This is a genomic window from Spirillospora sp. CA-142024, from assembly GCF_050942325.1.
Lineage (GTDB): Bacteria > Actinomycetota > Actinomycetes > Streptosporangiales > Streptosporangiaceae > Spirillospora.
Window position 1 is genome coordinate 3,389,769 of record NZ_CP192077.1, and the last position, 15,874, is coordinate 3,405,642.

16 protein-coding genes are annotated in these 15,874 nt (G+C 74.3%); 7 read left to right on the forward strand and 9 right to left on the reverse strand.

Going from position 1 to position 15,874, the window contains the following annotated elements; all coding sequences use genetic code 11:
* From ACQPZP_RS16420 to ACQPZP_RS16440, 5 genes are read left to right on the forward strand one after another with little or no spacing between them, the layout of a single operon-like run.
* Positions 1-171, forward strand: a complete 171-nt coding sequence (locus ACQPZP_RS16420; protein ID WP_433478472.1) for a hypothetical protein — start codon at positions 1-3, stop codon at positions 169-171.
* Entirely contained in the window at positions 168-803 is a 636-nt protein-coding gene (hisH, locus tag ACQPZP_RS16425; RefSeq protein ID WP_433478473.1) for an imidazole glycerol phosphate synthase subunit HisH, read from the forward strand. The genes ACQPZP_RS16420 and hisH overlap by 4 nt, the downstream gene beginning before the upstream one ends.
* Before the next feature lie 34 nt (positions 804-837).
* On the forward strand, positions 838-1,593 hold the full coding sequence (priA, locus tag ACQPZP_RS16430) for a bifunctional 1-(5-phosphoribosyl)-5-((5-phosphoribosylamino)methylideneamino)imidazole-4-carboxamide isomerase/phosphoribosylanthranilate isomerase PriA (protein ID WP_433478474.1): 756 nt from the start codon (positions 838-840) through the stop codon (positions 1,591-1,593).
* Positions 1,590-2,351, forward strand: coding sequence for an imidazole glycerol phosphate synthase subunit HisF (hisF, locus tag ACQPZP_RS16435; protein WP_433478475.1), 762 nt, complete (start codon positions 1,590-1,592; stop codon positions 2,349-2,351). Before priA ends, hisF begins: the two co-directional genes overlap by 4 nt.
* Positions 2,352-2,382: 31 nt before the next feature.
* On the forward strand, positions 2,383-3,228 hold the full coding sequence (locus tag ACQPZP_RS16440; protein WP_433478476.1) for an ATP-grasp domain-containing protein: 846 nt from the start codon (positions 2,383-2,385) through the stop codon (positions 3,226-3,228).
* Positions 3,229-3,414: 186 nt separating this feature from the next.
* On the opposite strand, the gene ACQPZP_RS16445 is transcribed toward ACQPZP_RS16440, so the two are convergent.
* The 3 genes from ACQPZP_RS16445 to ACQPZP_RS16455 form a co-directional block, all read right to left on the reverse strand.
* Complete coding sequence (locus ACQPZP_RS16445; protein WP_433478477.1) at positions 3,415-5,106, reverse strand: CocE/NonD family hydrolase; 1,692 nt, start codon at positions 5,104-5,106, stop codon at positions 3,415-3,417.
* Positions 5,107-5,172: 66 nt separating this feature from the next.
* Complete coding sequence (locus ACQPZP_RS16450) at positions 5,173-6,141, reverse strand: acyl-CoA dehydrogenase family protein (RefSeq protein ID WP_433478478.1); 969 nt, start codon at positions 6,139-6,141, stop codon at positions 5,173-5,175.
* A complete protein-coding gene (locus ACQPZP_RS16455; protein WP_433478479.1) occupies positions 6,141-7,274 on the reverse strand; it encodes an acyl-CoA dehydrogenase family protein in 1,134 nt (377 codons plus the stop codon). Before ACQPZP_RS16455 ends, ACQPZP_RS16450 begins: the two co-directional genes overlap by 1 nt.
* A gap of 144 nt (positions 7,275-7,418) precedes the next feature.
* On the opposite strand from ACQPZP_RS16455, the gene ACQPZP_RS16460 reads away from it, so the two are divergent.
* Positions 7,419-8,036, forward strand: a complete 618-nt coding sequence (locus tag ACQPZP_RS16460) for a hypothetical protein (protein ID WP_433478480.1) — start codon at positions 7,419-7,421, stop codon at positions 8,034-8,036.
* 7 nt (positions 8,037-8,043) lie between these two features.
* On the opposite strand, the gene ACQPZP_RS16465 is transcribed toward ACQPZP_RS16460, so the two are convergent.
* Together ACQPZP_RS16465 and ACQPZP_RS16470 are read right to left on the reverse strand one after the other, a co-directional pair.
* Positions 8,044-9,219: a winged helix DNA-binding domain-containing protein gene (locus ACQPZP_RS16465; RefSeq protein ID WP_433478481.1), complete on the reverse strand. Its 1,176-nt coding sequence runs from the start codon at positions 9,217-9,219 to the stop codon at positions 8,044-8,046.
* 19 nt (positions 9,220-9,238) lie between these two features.
* Complete coding sequence (locus tag ACQPZP_RS16470; RefSeq protein ID WP_433478482.1) at positions 9,239-9,574, reverse strand: hypothetical protein; 336 nt, start codon at positions 9,572-9,574, stop codon at positions 9,239-9,241.
* 131 nt (positions 9,575-9,705) lie between these two features.
* Here ACQPZP_RS16470 and ACQPZP_RS16475 point away from each other — a divergent pair, with 131 nt between their 5' ends.
* Positions 9,706-10,323 carry a hypothetical protein gene (locus tag ACQPZP_RS16475; RefSeq protein WP_433479621.1) on the forward strand — a complete coding sequence of 206 codons (618 nt, stop codon included), beginning with the start codon at positions 9,706-9,708 and terminating at the stop codon, positions 10,321-10,323.
* 6 nt (positions 10,324-10,329) lie between these two features.
* Here the strand turns inward: ACQPZP_RS16475 and ACQPZP_RS16480 are convergent, their stop codons facing one another.
* From ACQPZP_RS16480 to ACQPZP_RS16495, 4 genes are all read right to left on the reverse strand, one after another.
* A complete protein-coding gene (locus ACQPZP_RS16480; RefSeq protein WP_433478483.1) occupies positions 10,330-10,779 on the reverse strand; it encodes a hypothetical protein in 450 nt (149 codons plus the stop codon).
* Positions 10,780-10,857: 78 nt separating this feature from the next.
* Positions 10,858-12,111 (reverse strand): hypothetical protein, encoded by a 1,254-nt coding sequence (locus ACQPZP_RS16485; RefSeq protein WP_433478484.1) that lies wholly within the window; start codon positions 12,109-12,111, stop codon positions 10,858-10,860.
* Between the two features lie 103 nt (positions 12,112-12,214).
* Complete coding sequence (locus ACQPZP_RS16490; RefSeq protein ID WP_433478485.1) at positions 12,215-14,011, reverse strand: ABC transporter ATP-binding protein; 1,797 nt, start codon at positions 14,009-14,011, stop codon at positions 12,215-12,217.
* Entirely contained in the window at positions 14,008-15,858 is a 1,851-nt protein-coding gene (locus tag ACQPZP_RS16495; protein ID WP_433478486.1) for an ABC transporter ATP-binding protein, read from the reverse strand. The genes ACQPZP_RS16490 and ACQPZP_RS16495 overlap by 4 nt, the downstream gene beginning before the upstream one ends.
* Positions 15,859-15,874 lie beyond the last annotated feature (16 nt).

The following is a 15,874-nucleotide window of genomic DNA, read 5'->3' on the forward strand; positions in this document are numbered from 1 at the left end:
GTGAGCATCGGCGACCTGCACCTCACCTACGGGAACGTGGTGGTCTTCGCCGTCGCGGTGTTCCTGCTGGCGGGCGTCTACAGTTTCGTCAAGCAGGGGCTGAAGATCGCCGCGCTTCTCGTGCTCGTCCTGGCCGCGCTCGCCTTCGCCGGGGGAGTGATGTGGCTGTGAAGAGCATCGTGATCCTCGACTACGGCTCCGGGAACCTGCGCTCCGCCGAGCGCGCCGTCGCCCGCGCCGGCGCGGACGTGACCGTCACCGCCGACTGGGACGCGGCCCTGGCCGCCGACGGCCTGGTCGTCCCGGGCGTCGGCGCGTTCGCCGCCTGCATGGCGGGGCTGCGATCGGTCCGCGGCGACCAGATCATCGGCCGCCGCCTCGCCGGAGGCCGCCCGGTCCTCGGCATCTGCGTCGGCATGCAGATCCTGTTCTCCAAGGGCATCGAGCACGGCGTCACCACCGAGGGCTGCGACGAGTGGCCCGGCACGGTCGACCGCCTCGACGCCCCGGTCGTCCCGCACATGGGCTGGAATACCGTGGACGTCCCCGAGGGCTCCGCGCTCTTCAACGGCCTGGAGGACGAGCGCTTCTACTTCGTCCACTCCTATGCCGCCCGCAGCTGGGACCTGGAGCCCGACCCGACCGGCACCATCGCCCCGCCCCTGGTCACCTGGTCCGAGCACGGCGACCGCTTCGTCGCCGCCGTCGAGAACGGCCCCCTGTGCGCGACCCAGTTCCACCCGGAGAAGTCCGGCGACGCCGGCGCCGGAATCCTCCGCAACTGGCTCGCCACCCTGGCCTGAGCACCCGTCCCACCAGCCTCGATAGGGTTTCCGCATGACTTTGACGCTCCTTCCCGCCGTTGACGTCGCCGACGGCCAGGCGGTTCGCCTGGTCCAGGGCGAGGCGGGCACCGAGACCTCCTACGGCGCCCCGCTGGAGGCGGCGCTCGCCTGGCAGCGGGCGGGGGCGGAGTGGATCCATCTGGTCGACCTGGACGCGGCGTTCGGGCGCGGGTCGAACCGGGAACTGCTCGCCGAGGTGACCGGGAAGCTGGACGTGAAGGTGGAGTTGTCCGGCGGCATCCGCGACGACGCGTCGCTGGAGGCGGCCCTGTCCACCGGATGCGCCCGGGTCAACATCGGCACCGCCGCGCTGGAGAACCCGGACTGGTGCCGGAAGATCATCGCCTCGCACGGCGACCGGATCGCGGTGGGGCTGGACGTGCGGGGCACGACGCTGGCCGCGCGCGGCTGGACGCGGGACGGCGGCGACCTGTGGGACGTCCTCGCGCGGCTGGAGGACGACGGCTGCCCCCGTTACGTCGTCACGGACGTCACCAAGGACGGGACGCTGCGCGGCCCCAACACCGAGCTGCTGCGCGAGGTCTGCTCCAAGACGGACAAGCCCGTCATCGCGTCCGGTGGTGTGTCCTCGCTGGACGACCTGCGCGCGCTCGCCGGGCTCGTCTCCGACGGCCGAGGCGGCAGGCCGGGGTCGGTTGGTCGGGGCGGACTCGAGGGCGCGATCGTCGGCAAGGCGCTCTACGCGCAGGCGTTCACGCTGGAAGAGGCCCTGGAGGCCGTGAAGTGAGCGTGGCCGTGCGGGTGATCCCGTGCCTGGACGTCGACGCCGGGCGCGTGGTCAAGGGCGTCAACTTCCAGAACCTGCGGGACGCCGGGGACCCGGTGGAACTGGCCGCCCGCTACGACGCCGAGGGCGCCGACGAGCTGACATTCCTGGACATCACCGCCTCCAGCGCCGACCGCTCCACGACCTACGACGTGGTGCGGCGCACCGCCGAGCAGGTGTTCATCCCGCTGACGGTCGGCGGCGGCGTCCGCACCGTCGAGGACGTCGACCGGCTGCTGCGCGCCGGCGCCGACAAGGTCTCGATCAACACCGCCGCGATCGCGCGGCCGGAGTTCCTGCGGGAGGCCGCGCACCGGTTCGGGTCCCAGTGCGTCGTGCTGTCGGTGGACGCGCGGCGTGCCGAGGGGACCGGGTCCGGGTTCGAGGTCACCACGCACGGCGGCCGCAAGGGCACCGGCATCGACGCGATCGAGTGGGCCCGCCGGGCCGAGGACCTCGGCGTCGGCGAGATCCTGCTGAACTCCATGGACGCCGACGGCACCAAGGCCGGATTCGACCTGGAGATGCTCCGGCTCGTCCGGGAGACGGTCACCGTGCCGGTGATCGCCAGCGGCGGCGCCGGGGCCGCCCGGCACTTCGCGCCCGCCGTGGACGCGGGCGCCGACGCCGTCCTCGCCGCCAGCGTCTTCCACTTCGGAGAGCTGAAGATCCCCGAGGTCAAGGCCGCGCTGCGCGAGGCCGGCCACCCCGTCCGCTGAAGAGGAAACCCCCCGACATGACCCCCCTGACATGACCGTCGCGTTCGCGACGTGCTCGCTGCTGCCCGACGGAAGCGACGACGTCCAGTTCCTGACCGCCGCCCTCGCGGAACTGGGCGTCGCCGCCGAGCCCGTGATCTGGGACGCCGACGTCGACTGGGACCGCTATGACCTGGTCGTCATCCGCTCCACCTGGGACTACACCGACCGTCGGGACGAGTTCACGGCGTGGGCCGAGAGCCTGCCGCGCGTTCTCAACCCGGCCGCGATCGTGCGGTGGAACACCGACAAGCGCTACCTCCGCGACCTCGCCGAAGCGGGCGTCCCGGTCGTCCCGACCCTGTGGGACCCGGACGACATCCCGTCCGGGTGGCCCGAGTACGTCATCAAGCCGGCCGTGTCGATCGGCGCCGGCGACACGGCCCGCTGGGGGCCCGGCGAGGAGGACGCCGCCCGCGCCCACCTGCGCTCGCTCCGCGACGCGGGCCGGACGGTGATGGTCCAGCCGTACCTGTCCGCCGTCGACACGGCCGGCGAGACTGCGCTGATCTTCTGCGACGGCGAGTACAGCCACGCCGGCCGCAAGGCCCGGATCCTCACCGCCGGGGCGGGCGTCGAGGGGCCGGTCCGCGACGACGCCACACGGGGCCGGGTCACCGCGTCCACGGCGACCGAGGCGGAACTGGAGCTGGCCGCCCGCGCCCTCGCCGCCGTCCCGGGCGGGGAGGACCTCCTCTACGCGCGCGTCGACATGATCCCCGGCCCCGACGGCGCGCCGCTGATCATCGAACTGGAGCTGACCGAGCCCAACCTCTACCTCCAGCACGGCCCAGGCAGCGCCGAACGCTTCGCCAAGGCGATATTGGCCCAGGGGTAGCGACCCCCCTGGAACCCCCCGTCACGAGCCGGTCGATCCTCACGCCACGGCTCGGGTCGCCGTGACCGTGCGGGTTTGTGGCGTGTCGCTGCGGTCGACCGGCTCGGCGGGCAGGCGCGTTGCGCTCGTTGCGCTCGCTGTGCTCGCTCCACGCCCCTGCCCTTGACCGGTGGCCGGGGCGGTCGGCTAGAGGGCGTCCTCCTCGGGGGCCGGGACGATGGCCTCGGGGGAGCGTTCGGCGATCGGGAGGATGATCGCGGACGGGTGGCCCGGGTCGTGGAAGATCTCCTGGTGCGCCCTGACCGTTCTCGTCGCGGCGGTGGCGAGGGGTTCGCCGGTGCCGGGGTTGGCGGCGACCTTGGGGTGGGCGCCGCTCGTGACATGGACGCGGACGCGGTGGCCGCGGGCGAAGCGGTGCCCCGTGGGCCACAGGTCGACCGCGATGCGGAGGACACCGTCCGTCCCGGTGGGTTTCGCCGCGGCGGCGGGCAGCCGCAGGCCGCCCTCGCAGACGTTGCGGGACGTCCCGTCCGGGTCGACGTCGCAGAGCCGGACGACGAAGTCGGTGTGCTCGCGGTCGGAGCGGACGAACAGGTCGGCGCCCACGGGGCCGATGACGTCCAGGTCGGCGGCCAGGGCGGGGGAGGTGAACACCAGGACGTCCGGGCGCCGCTCCAGCGGGCGGTTGTCGACCGGGCGGGAACTGCCGAGCAGGGTGGGACCGCCGAGCGCGGGCGTGGGGCGGTCCGGGTCGAAGGTGTAGGTGCTCGCCGGGTGGTCCTGCGGGCCGTCCTCGCCGAGGCCGCCGCCGGCGTGCAGGTGCCAGCGCTCCTGCCGCGTGCCGGGCGGGGGCCACTCGCGGTAGTGCCGCCACTCGCGGGCGCCGGTGACGTAGACGCGGACGGGGTCCACCCGCAGCCCGGACGGGTCGCCCTGCAGGTGGGCGCGGAACCAGGCGAGCGACTCGCGGATCGCCGGCAGGCCGTGGCGGGCGTCGGTGTGCCACCACGGCCCGATCGTCAGGTACGGGGTGTGCCCGGCGGCGCGCAGCGCGAGATAGTCCTTGACCATCCAGGGCAGGAACACGTCGTACCAGCCGCCGAGCAGGGTGACGGGGGCGGCGACCTCGCCGACGGTGCCGCTGAAGTCGCGGCTCTCCCAGTACCCGCCGGCGCCGGTGTGGTTGGCGAGGAGGTCCTGGTAGAAGCGCATGGGCGCGCCGCCCGCCAGCACGTCCAGCTCGGTGAGGGGGCGCCCGGAGCGGGCGGCGCGCACGGCGCGGCGGCGCGAGGTCAGCGGCGCGGTGATCATGCCGAGCGGCCGCTGCTGCCGGTGGGTGAGGTCGGTCCAGGTGAGCGCGGACTCCAGCGCGAACGAACCGCCCACGTAGGCGGCGTCCCGGAACGAGGACGCGGTGATCTGCAGGGACATTGCCTTCAGCTCGGGCCCCGCCTCGGCCGCGATCGCCCACGCGGAGTAGCCGAGGTAGCTGGGGCCGAAGGCGGCGAAGCTGCCGTGGAACCAGGACTGCCGCTTCAGCCATTCGACGGTGACGAGCCCGTCGGCCCGCTCGCTGCCGAGAGGATCGAACTCGCCGCCGGACCCGGACGTCCCGCGCGCGCTCTGCACGACCAGCTGGAATCCGAACGGGACGAAAAGCAGCCCGTTGGCGAGGGCGGCGGGCCCGCGCCGCCCGTAGGGGGTCCGCACGAGGATCGTGGGCGGACGCTCCACACCGGCCGGGACGTACCGGTCGGCGAGCAGCGTCACGCCGTCCGGCATGGTCACCGGCAGGTCGCGCTCGACGGTGTAGCGGCCGAGCCCGCGGGGTCGGGGCAGCCGGATCGGCGGGGCGGGCAGTCGGTCCCAGAGCGCCATGCCGCCTCCCTGCGCGGAATTTGCTACTACCTAGTAAGGTATCCGCCCGCGGCTTCGTCCAACCGTTCAGGCCCCCTGTTGCGGCCCGGCCGCGATGAGGGCCCACGGGTCGGACGCCGCGGCGGCCGCGGCGCCGAGCTCGTCCGCCCAGGCGGTCTCACCGTACTCGTCCCGCCACGACCACAGCCGCAGCGTGACCCGGCGCAGGACGTGCTCCTCGGTGACGCCGAGCGCCCCGTGCACCTGGTGGGCGATCGCCGCGACCGTGCCCGCCGCCCGCGAGGCGTTCGCCTTGGCGGCGGCCACCGCGACCGGGTCGCCCGGGGTGCCGACGGCCGCGCGCACCGCGACGTCCGCGACCGTCGCCTCCCCGGCCAGTTCGGCGAGCATCTGCTGGACGGCCTGGAACCGCCCGATCGGCCGCCCGAACTGCTCGCGCTCGCCCGCGTACCGGACGCTGAGGTCCAGCGCGCGCCGCATCGCCCCCGTCAGCTGGACGGCCCGCGCCAGCGCCCCGCGCCGCCGCAGCTCCGCCGCGTCCACCGCGCACGGCGCCGCCGCCTCCACCCGGACACCGGACAGGACGACGTCGTCGCGCGGCTCCCCCGCCACGTTCGCCCCTTCGGTGATCTGCGCGCGGGCCGGGTCGACGAGGGAGACCAGGCCGTTCCCGAGGACGACCAGGAACCGCGCCGAGCGGGCCCAGGGCACCCGGCGGAACGTTCCGTTCAACGTCCAGCCGCCGGCGTCCTCGACCGCCTCGGCCTCCCCGGACATGGCCGTGAGGACGCCCGGCGGCACCGGCAGCCCGGCGCCCGCGAGCAGCCGCCCGGCGAGCGCGCCCGTCTCGGCGAGCGGCACGGAGGCCGCGTGGTATCCGGCCGCGCGCAGGACGACGGCGGCGTCGGCGAGGTCACCGCCGCTGCCGCCCGCCTCCTCCGGCACCCCGGCGAGCGCGAGCCCCGCCTCCTCCAGCGCCGGCCAGGGATCCGGCCGGGAGAGGATCTCGTCCGCGGTCTCTTCCAGCAGCCCCATCAGCGGACTCCCAGGCCGCGGGCGACGATGCCGCGCAGGATCTCGTTGGTGCCGCCGCGCAGCGTGAACCCGGGCGCCTGGACGACCGACTCGGCCAGCGCGCGGGCCAGCGGATCGGGGGAGCCGGGATCGGGCTCCACGCCCGCGTGCCGCCGCGCCACCTCGACGACCTCGCGCTCGAACCGCGTTCCGAGGTCCTTGACGAGGGCCGCCTGCAGTTCGGGCGTCTCGCCCCTGGCGAGCGCGCCGGCGACGGCCAGGGACGCCTGGCGCAGCGCCCACAGCCGCGCGGTCAGCCCGCCGACCGCCCGCACCGCCGCCGGGCCGGCGGCACGGCCGTGCAGCAGCCGGACGAGCATGAACGTGCTGAGCAGCCGCTCGGGGCCGCTGCGCTCGTAGGCCAGCTCCGCGGTGACCTGCCGCCACCCGTCCCCGGCGCGGCCGAGCACCATCGCGTCCGGCACGAACACGCCGTCGAACACGACCTCGTTGAAATGGTGCTCGCCGGACAGTCCGCGGATCGGCCTGATCGTCACCCGCTCGTCCGGCAGCGGCACGATGAACTGGCCGAGCCCCGCGTGCCGGTCCCGGTCCCGGGGCGCGCTGCGGGCGAGGACGAGGATCGCGTGCGCGAGGTGGGCGCCGCTCGTCCACACCTTGGTGCCGTGCAGCCGCCACCCGCCCGCAGCCCGCTCGGCGCGCGTGCGGACGGACGCCAGGTCGGACCCCGAGTCGGGTTCGCTCATCCCGATCGCGAAGAAGCACTCGCCGCGCGCGATCGCCGGCAGGAACCGCCTCTTCTGCTCCTCGGTGCCGTTGGCGAGGATGGACGGCCCGGTCTGCCGGTCGGCGATCCAGTGCGCGCCCACCGGCGCCCCGGCGGCCAGCAGCTCCTCGATCACCACGAAGCGTTCCAGCGGCGAGCGGCCGTGCCCGCCGTAGCGCTCCGGCAGCGTCATGCCCAGCCAGCCGCGCTCGCCGAGAAGCCGGCTGAACGCCGGGTCGGCGCCGGTGAGCCAGCTGTCGCAGCGGGCCGTGAACGGGGTCTCCGCGAGGAACTCCCGGACCCGCGACCGCAGCCCCGCGGTCTCGGGCGGCAGCGTCACGGGCTCCAGGCCGGACGGTGTCGCCACGCCCACCTCCTCTGTCCCAGGGCGACGTTACAGACAAGCTCGAACGCCGCGATCAGCAGCCCCTTACATAAGGCTTCCTGGCGGGGCCTGCGGTTCTCTGGAATCGTTGTCATCCGGCAGAAGTGCTCCGCGGGGGGAGAAGACATGTGGCCCGGGTCGAACCCGCCGATGGGACCGCCGCCCATGGGGCCGGGGCCCGCGGGGCCGAACTGGGCGCCGCCGCAGCGCATCCGGCCGGGCGCGGGCTGGTACGCGCTGCCGATCGTCCTCGTGCTGGTCGCCGTCGCGGGGTTCTTCACCATGGTGGCGTTGCTGTGGGACAGCTCTGAGGTCGCGGACGGCCCGTCGGCCGTGGGCGATTCCGTCTCCGGAGTGAGGATCGAGCTCACGGAGGGATACGGGTACTTCGTGTACGTCCGCACGGGCGGGTCGTCGCCCTACGCCTGCCGGGTGCAGGTGGGAGAACAGTCCGGGCCCCTCCGGCTGACAAAGAAGAACTCCTGGAGCGCGTCCGACCACGCGTCCTACCGCTACACGGCGACGTTCACGGCACCGGTGTCCGGTGACGCCCTGCTGACGTGCCAGGGCGCCGACGGGCCCCTTCTGGTGACACCGGACGACACCGTCCACGGCTACCTCGGTCTCGCCCTGCTGACCGCGCTGGGCCTCGGCGGGCTCGCCGCCGTCGCGTTCGTCGTCACCCTCCTGCGCCGCGGCAGCGCCAAGCGGCGGACGGTCACCGCGGCCGGCCCCTACTACTGACGCCGCCTCAGGACGTGAGCTCCCGCTCCAGCGGGGTGCGGAACCGCGGGATCGCGCGGACGTCGCCGTACCACGCCGCCATGCGCGCGGCCTCCCGTTCGACGGCGGCCTCGGCCTCCGCGCCGGCGTCCTCCAGCAGGCGGAACACGATCTCGCCGTCCTTGCGCTGCGCCCAGCCGCCGACGATGCGGCCGTCCCACCACACGGACGGGCCGATGTTGCCGTTCCGGTCGAACAGCGCCGGGCCGTGGCCGCCGAGGAACCAGCCGCGCTCCTGCCAGCCCATCGGGGTCGGGTCGAGCGCGGGCAGCAGCGCCGCCCACGGCTCCGGCGCGGGCGTGGGCTCCAGGTCTTCGGACAGGACGAGGCCGGTCGCGCCGCCGAGATCGACCTCGGTGACGTCCAGGAGGGCGAGCGCCTTCTTGACGTCGCCGGCGTTCCAGCCCGTCCACCACTTCAGGTCCGAGGCCGGCGCGGGCCCGAACGCGCGCAGCCAGCGGCGGACGAGCTCGGCCCGGGCCTCGTCCGCCGGGACGTCCTCGATCCCGCCCGGCAGCCATGCCTCGACGGGGGACCACCGGTACTGGCTGCTCGTCCACGAGCCGTTCGGCCGGCCGCGCACGATGCGGCCCTCGCAGCCGAGCGTGACCAGGATCCACGTGGTGACGCTCGTCGGCCGCGAGTAGGACTTGCCGGGCGCCGGGTCGACCTTGGTCCGCAGCAGCGGCACATCCGTGCTGAGCTGGGCGCCCGTCGCCTCACCGCGGGCCAGCAGGGCCCGGTGCGCGGCCTCCTCGGCCTCGGCGAAGAAGGCCGGGACGTCGGGGACGTCGCCACCGCGCTCGATCATCCGTGAGTAGGTGGCGCGCTGCTTGGCGGCCAGCCCGTCGGCCGTGGACGACTGCAGGACCGGGACGAGCTCCACGGGCGCGACGAACATCGTCCGGCGCATCGCGAGCATCCGCAGCAGCGTGCGGTCGTCGTACAGGGCCTTCTCCACCGCGCCCGGGACCGCGCCGACGCTGCGGGCCGCGACCGACAGGAACACCGTGGCCGGGTCGGTGGCGTGCAGCACCACCATCGACCGCGCGATGTCGGCGACGTCGTCGGTCCTGAGCCGCGGGGAAAGCCGGTGGCGGAGCGCGAGCCGGGCCCGCCGCTCCGCCACGTTCATCGAACGCATGAGCGAATACTAGACCGGATCAGCCGCTGTGGGAGATCTTCACGACCACGTGGTCCTTGGTGACCGACTGCACCGAGACGTCGAACCCGTCGGACTGCTGCCCGTCGCCGGCCGGGACCGTCACGGTCTGCCCGCCGATCTTGAGGGTGACCATCTCGCCCTGCACCTTCACGAGTTCGGCCTTGACGCCCAGCACGGACGCGCTCGCGTCGACGCCGCGGTCGAAGGTCACCGTGCACGAGTTGACGCCGCAGGAGGTCTTGCTGTTCTCGCCGCCGCACGCGGCCGCACCGCCGAGCAGCAGCAGGACGAACGGGAGTACGGCCAGCTTCCGCCGAAGGGGAAAGGAGGTCATACCCGGGAGTCTATGGGGACGGGGGCCCGCCCGCGCCCTCCGCGAGGCGGATCCGCCCAGGACGAATGTGGTACCCCGCGGTGACGGAACTGGATCTCCGGATGACCTCGTGTTTCGCTGGACGGGTGAACATGGACGAAGCCGTGGAGTCGCCGGTGCTGGGCCCCGTGGTGTGCGCCGCCCTGGGCATCGAGGCGCGCGCGGTCCGGCGCGGCCTCACCCGCACGCCCGTCGTGGTCGTCGGCTACCGGGCCCGCCGCGCCGACCGGCTGCCGGACGCCTGCGCCGCGCTGGTCGCGGTCGGCTTCGGTGGCGCGCTCGACGAGCGGCTGCGCCCCGGCGACGTCCTCGTCGCCGACGAGATCCGCGGGATCGCCGCGGGCGGGAAGGCGGTGCCGTGCGCGGCGCCGCGGCTGCTCGCCGAGGAGCTGATCCGGGACGGCCTGAGCGTGCAGACCGGTCCGCTGCTGACCGCCGGCCACGTCGTCCGCGGCGCGGAACGCGCGCCGCTGGCGGCGCAGGGCGCCCGGGTGGCGGACATGGAGTCCGCCCTCGTCGCCGCGCGCGCCGGGACCCTGCCGGTCGCCGCCGTCCGCGTCGTCGTCGACGGCCCCGGGCACCCGCTGTGGCACCCGGGCGTGATCGGCCGCGGCCTCGCGGCGCGGCGCGTCCTGGCCCGCCTCGGCCCCGCCCTGGAGCGCTGGAGCGCCCTCCTCGTCCGCGGCGACGAGGCCGCCGGGACCCGGTGAGACGGCTCAGCCGTGACCGGCGCCGTGACCGGATCCGTGGCTCGGGCCGTGGTTGTCACCCTGGACGATCTTGCCGCCCAGCTCCTTGCGGAGCGACTGCAGGGTCTGCTCCTGGCTGACCGCCACCCAGCGCGCCCCGACGAGGTACGTCCCGCCCCAGGGCTTGGCCTCCGTCAGCCAGGCGTTCATGCCGTTGTCGGTGGTGAAGCTGAGCAGGACGAAGCGTCCCTGCGAGGTCTTGCAGTTCCCCTGCTCCAGATCCTTGACCTTCCGCTTCCCGGTCAGGGAGCAGTCCGTCTGCTGGGCGAGCTCCGCCAGGCTCGCCGGCTCGGCGGCCTTGCCGCCGGTCGCCGACGCGTCCGACTTGGCGGAGCAGCCGGCCGCGAGCGGCAGGGCAAGCGCGGCGGCGCACAGCGGCACCGTCTTCATCAGGCCGAGATGGTGTCGGGAACCCATCGCTCTTCCTCTCCGGGGTGAGACGCGCGATTCGACGGGGGAATACGCGCCCCGCCCCGGCGGGGTTCATCCGGGCTCTCAGGTCATCAGGCGGGCGCCGGCCGCGGCGCGGACGTCAGGGTCCTCGGCGCCGTCGTTGTGCAGCCGCCGCAGCCGCAGCCCGGTCTCGTGGGTCAGCGGCGCGAACCGGGCGGCCTCGGCCCGGACGCCGTCCTCGCAGTCCCACAGCCCCTCGACGGTGTAGGACTCGGCGGTGTGCGGCGCCGTTCTCGTCAACGCGGTCAGAATGCGGGGTCTCAGATAGGCATAGGTGGACTCGGCCCAAGCGGTCTTCAACAGCGGGACGGCCTCACCGGCGCGCAGCCGCCCCAGCCCCTCGATCGGGCTCGCGGCGTCGGCCCACTCCCGCCCGGTGACGGCGGCGCGCAGCTCGTCCATCAGCAGCGGTATGTCCTGCCGGGTGCCGTAGCGGGCGAGGATGCGCAGCCCCATGTCCGCGCAGCCGCCCCGCTCCGCCGCCCACGCCCGCGCCCGCGGCAGCGTCTCCGGCCCGTACTCGCGCAGCGCCCGGCACACCGCGCCGCCGAACCGGCTGGGCCGCTGCGGCAGCAGCTCCTCGGCCAGGTCGAGCAGCGCGAGCGTGCGCCGGCGGCCCAGCTCGAAGATCGCCGCGATGGCCCCCTCGCCCCGCCGCCGGGCCACGTCCAGCAGCTCGGCCTCGCTCTGCCCGTCCCGCCCGGGGGCCGTGGCCATCGCCCGGCGCGCCGCCCGGCCCGCCTCCCGCTGCCGCTCCAGCGCCTCGGCCACCCGCGGCTGCCGCGCCGCCCACGCCTCGATCACCGGGTTGAACCGGCCCGGGATCAGCAGCGCCAGGTCCGCGTCGTCGCAGCGCGCGGCGACGAGAGCGTCCAAACCGGTCGTTAGCGACGGATCCTCGAGATCGATGAGCTCGGCGACGGCGTCGAACCACTGCGCGCCCTCCTCGGCGTACCGGCGCAGCGGCGCCGCGGCCTCCCGCCTGCTCAGCCGCACCAGATCGGCGAGCACGCCCAGCGCCAGATCCACCCGCCACTCGTCCGGGTCGGTGTGGTCCGACGGGTCGAACAGGTGCTCCGCCACCGGCCCCGCCGGCAACTCCAGATCCACCATCAACCGGGCGTAGTACAGCCGCCGTGACTCGCACTGGCGATCCCAGCGTGGATCCCGCCGGACACAGGCGTAGACGTACTCGCCCGCACCGGGCCTGTCCGCCGCGCGCCGCGCGGCCCTCCCGAGCCCCCGCTGCAGCTGACCGTGCAGCGTGCCCGCCGATTCCAACACCTCGTTGCTCACCCCAGCAGAATGCGCACTGGACCAGATAACGGGCAAGTGCTTTAGCTGCGTTTTCCCAGTCGAGGGGGCCCGATACGCGAGTCCTGGGGGCCGTCCTCTCCGATCACAGCCCGCGTTGGGCGATCCAGGAGGTGTGGAGGTCGGCGTAGACGCCCGGTTCGGTCACGAGGTCGGCGTGCGGGCCGCGCTGGACGATCCGTCCCGCGTCGAAGACGATCACTTCGTCCGCCGCCTCGGCGGTGGAGAGACGGTGCGCGATGGAGATCGCCGTGCGGCCGCGGGTGACGCCGTCGAGCGCCCGCTGGATCCGCACCTCGGTGGCCGGGTCGACGGCGGACGTCGCCTCGTCCAGGACGAGGAGGTCCGGGTCGGCGATGTAGGCGCGGGCCAGCGCGACGAGCTGGCGCTCGCCGGCCGACAGCGATTCGCCGCGCTGCCCGACCGGCGTGCGCAGGCCCTGCGGGAGCCCGTCGAGCCAGTCGGCGAGGCCGAGCTCGGTCAAGGCCAGGACGAGGTCCTCGTCGGACGCGTCCGGGCGCCCGTAGCGGATGTTGTCGGCGAGCGAGGCGTCGAACAGGAACCCGTCCTGCGGCACCATGACGATCCGCTCGCGCAGCGACGAGAACCGGACGCGGTCCAGGGGCACGCCGTCCACGAGCACACGGCCGGAGACGGGGTCCATGAGCCGGGTCAGGAGCTTGGCGAACGTCGTCTTGCCCGAGCCCGTCTGCCCGACGATCGCGACGCGGCTGCGCGGCGCGATGGCGACGTCCGCGTCGTGCAGGACGGGCGGGCCGCCGGGGTAGGCGAACCCCACGGACTCGAACCGCACCTCGATCGGGCCGCGCGGCAGCGTCTCACCCGCGTCGCCCGGGTCGGCGACGTCCGGGACGGTGTCCAGCACGCCGAGCACCCGCCGCCAGCCCGCGATCGCGTTCTGCGCCTCGTTGAGCACCTCCGTGGCCGTCTGCATGGGGCTGACGAACAGGGTGACCAGGAAGAGGAACGCGACCAGCTTTCCGGCCGACACCTCCCCGGCGACGCCGAGCAGCGTCCCGGCGATGACGACGGCGGCGGTGGCCAGCGCGGCCACCAGCTCGCTGATGGGGAACGTGAGCGCGACCATGGCCTGCGCCCGGGTCTGCGCGGAGCGGTAGGACTCCACGGTCTCGTCCACCCGCCGCCCGGTGCGCTCCTCCGACGCGTACGCGCGGATGACCGGGGCGCCCACGACCGACTCGCTGACCGCCGCCAGCAGGTCGCCCATCCGCTCGCGCACCCGCATATAGGCCCGCGACAGGATCCGCTGGAAGCGGCGCAGCGCGAACGCCAGCGGCAGGAACGCCGCCCAGACCAGCAGGGCCAGCTCCCACGAGTAGACGACCATGAGCAGGCTCGCCACGAGCAGCTGCCCCATCGACACGATGAACATCAGCCCGCCCGACTGCATGAACTGGCTGATCTGGTCGACGTCGCTCGTCACCCGCGACACCAGCGCGCCCCGCCGCTCGCCGCTCTGGGTGAGCATCGACAGGTCGTGGACGTGCCGGAACGCCCTGACCCGGAGACCGGCCAGCCCGCCCTCGGACGTCCGGTACAGCCGCACGTTCATCAGGTACGCGCACACGGCCGTCACCAGCACGGCCGCCGCGCACAGCAGCACCGCCGTCCGGATGAAGCCGATGTCGGGGCCGCCGGTTCCGCCGAGCCCCTTGTCGATGGTCTGCTGGACGGCGATCGGCACCACCACGCGCCCCGCCGTCGACACCAGGGCGAGCGCGAGCGTCCCCGCCAGCCCGGCCCGGAACTCCGGGCTGAGCCGCAGCCCGCGCCGGAGCGTGCTGATCGCGCCCTCGTCGGCGGTGTCGCTCAGCCCGGCGGTGTTCGTCATCGTCGTCATGTCAGGGCCTCCTCGCCGCCCTCGACCGCTTCCTGCTCGGCCTCGGCCCGCTCATAGGCGTTGACGAGGTTGCGGTAGCCCTCCGAACTGTCCAGCAGCGCGAGGTGGGTGCCACGCGCGATGACCCGGCCGTGCTCCATGTACACGACCTCGTCGGCGAGCGCGATCGTGGCCTTGCGGTAGGCGACGACCACGACGGTCGCGCCGCCGGTCTCGTCCTCTTGCGCCTCCCGCAGGCTTTCCAGGATGCGCGCCTCGACCTGCGGGTCGACGCTGGACGTCGCGTCGTCCAGGACGAGGAGCCGGGGCCGCCGCACCAGGGCGCGCGCGAGCGCGAGCCGCTGGCGCTGGCCCCCGGACAGCGTCGCCCCGCGCTCGCCCACCCGCGTGTCGAGCCCGCCGGGGAGGGCCGCCACGAACCCTTCGGCCTGGGCGAGGCGCAGCGCCTCCCAGACCCGCTCGTCCGGGACGTCCAGCCCGAGCGTCACGTTGCCGCGCACCGTGTCGTCGAACAGGAACGTCTGCTGCGGGACGAGCGCCGCCGTCGCCGCGACCCCGCCGCGCCGTACGTCCCGCAGATCGGCGCCGTCCAGCAGGACGGACCCGTCCGCCGGGTCGACCAGCCGGACGAGCAGCGAGGTCAGCGTCGACTTGCCCGACCCCGTCGGGCCGACGATCGCGATCGTCCGTCCGGGGGAGGCGGCGAACGACACGTCGTGCAGGACGCGGCGCCCGGAACCGTCGCCGTCGGCCGCCTCGTAGGCGAACCTGACCTCCCGGACCTCCAGCTCGGTCGCCCTCCCGCCGGAGCCGTCCAGCGAACCGTCCCCGTAGGGGAGGGACCCCGTCGCGTCCAGCACGCCGCGGACCCGGTTCCACCCGACGACGCTGCGCGGCACCTCGCCGAGCACCCAGCCCAGCGCGCGGATCGGCCACGACAGCAGCGTGAACAGGTAGGCGACGTTCACCAGGTCGCCGGCCGACATCGCGCCGGAGTCCAGCCGCACCGACCCGATCAGCAGGACGGCGAGCACGCCCAGGTTCGGCAGCGCCTCCAGCACCGGGTCGAACAGCCCGCGGATCCGGCCGACGGCGATGTTCGCGTCCCGCAGTTCCCGGGCCCGCTCCGCGAAGCGGCGCGTCTCCGCCGCCTCCCGGCCGAGGGTCTTGACGACCAGCCCGCCCTCGAAGCTCTCGTGCGCGACCTCGCTGACCTCCGCGCGCAGCTGCTGCGCGCGGGTCGCCACCGGCGACAGCCGGCGCTGGTAGACGACGTTGATGAGCGCGACGGCCGGGAAGACCAGGAAGCCGACCCCGGCGACGACCACGTCGGTGACCAGGATCGACACGGCCGCGATCAGCAGCATGAACACCACGCCGACCGCCATCGGCAGCGGCGCGATCGGCGCCCACACCGCCTCCACGTCGGCGTTGGCGTTCGACAGCAGCTGCCCGGTCGGATGCCGGTGGTGCCAGGCCAGCGGCAGCCGCAGGTACTGCCGGGTCACCGACCGGCGGTAGGACGCCTGCAGCCGGTACTGCATGAGGCCCGCGTAGAACCGGCGGCCGGCGACGCCGAGCGCCTTCAGCAGCGCCACCGCCATGACGACGGCGGCGGCCCCGGCCAGCGCCCCGGCCGTCGTGTGCCCCGACTCGAACGCCGGCAGCACGACCTTCTCGGTCGCCCAGCCGAGCACCCGCGCGGTCGCCACGGTCATCGCCGCGTACAGGGCGCTGGCGAGCACCGACAGGGTGAAGACCCGCGGTTCCGCCTTCACCGCCACCCACAGGACGCCCAGGCCCTCCCTGAGGACATGCGGGCTGACGCGTCTGGACGCAGGTGGCACGGCGACTCCTTGATCA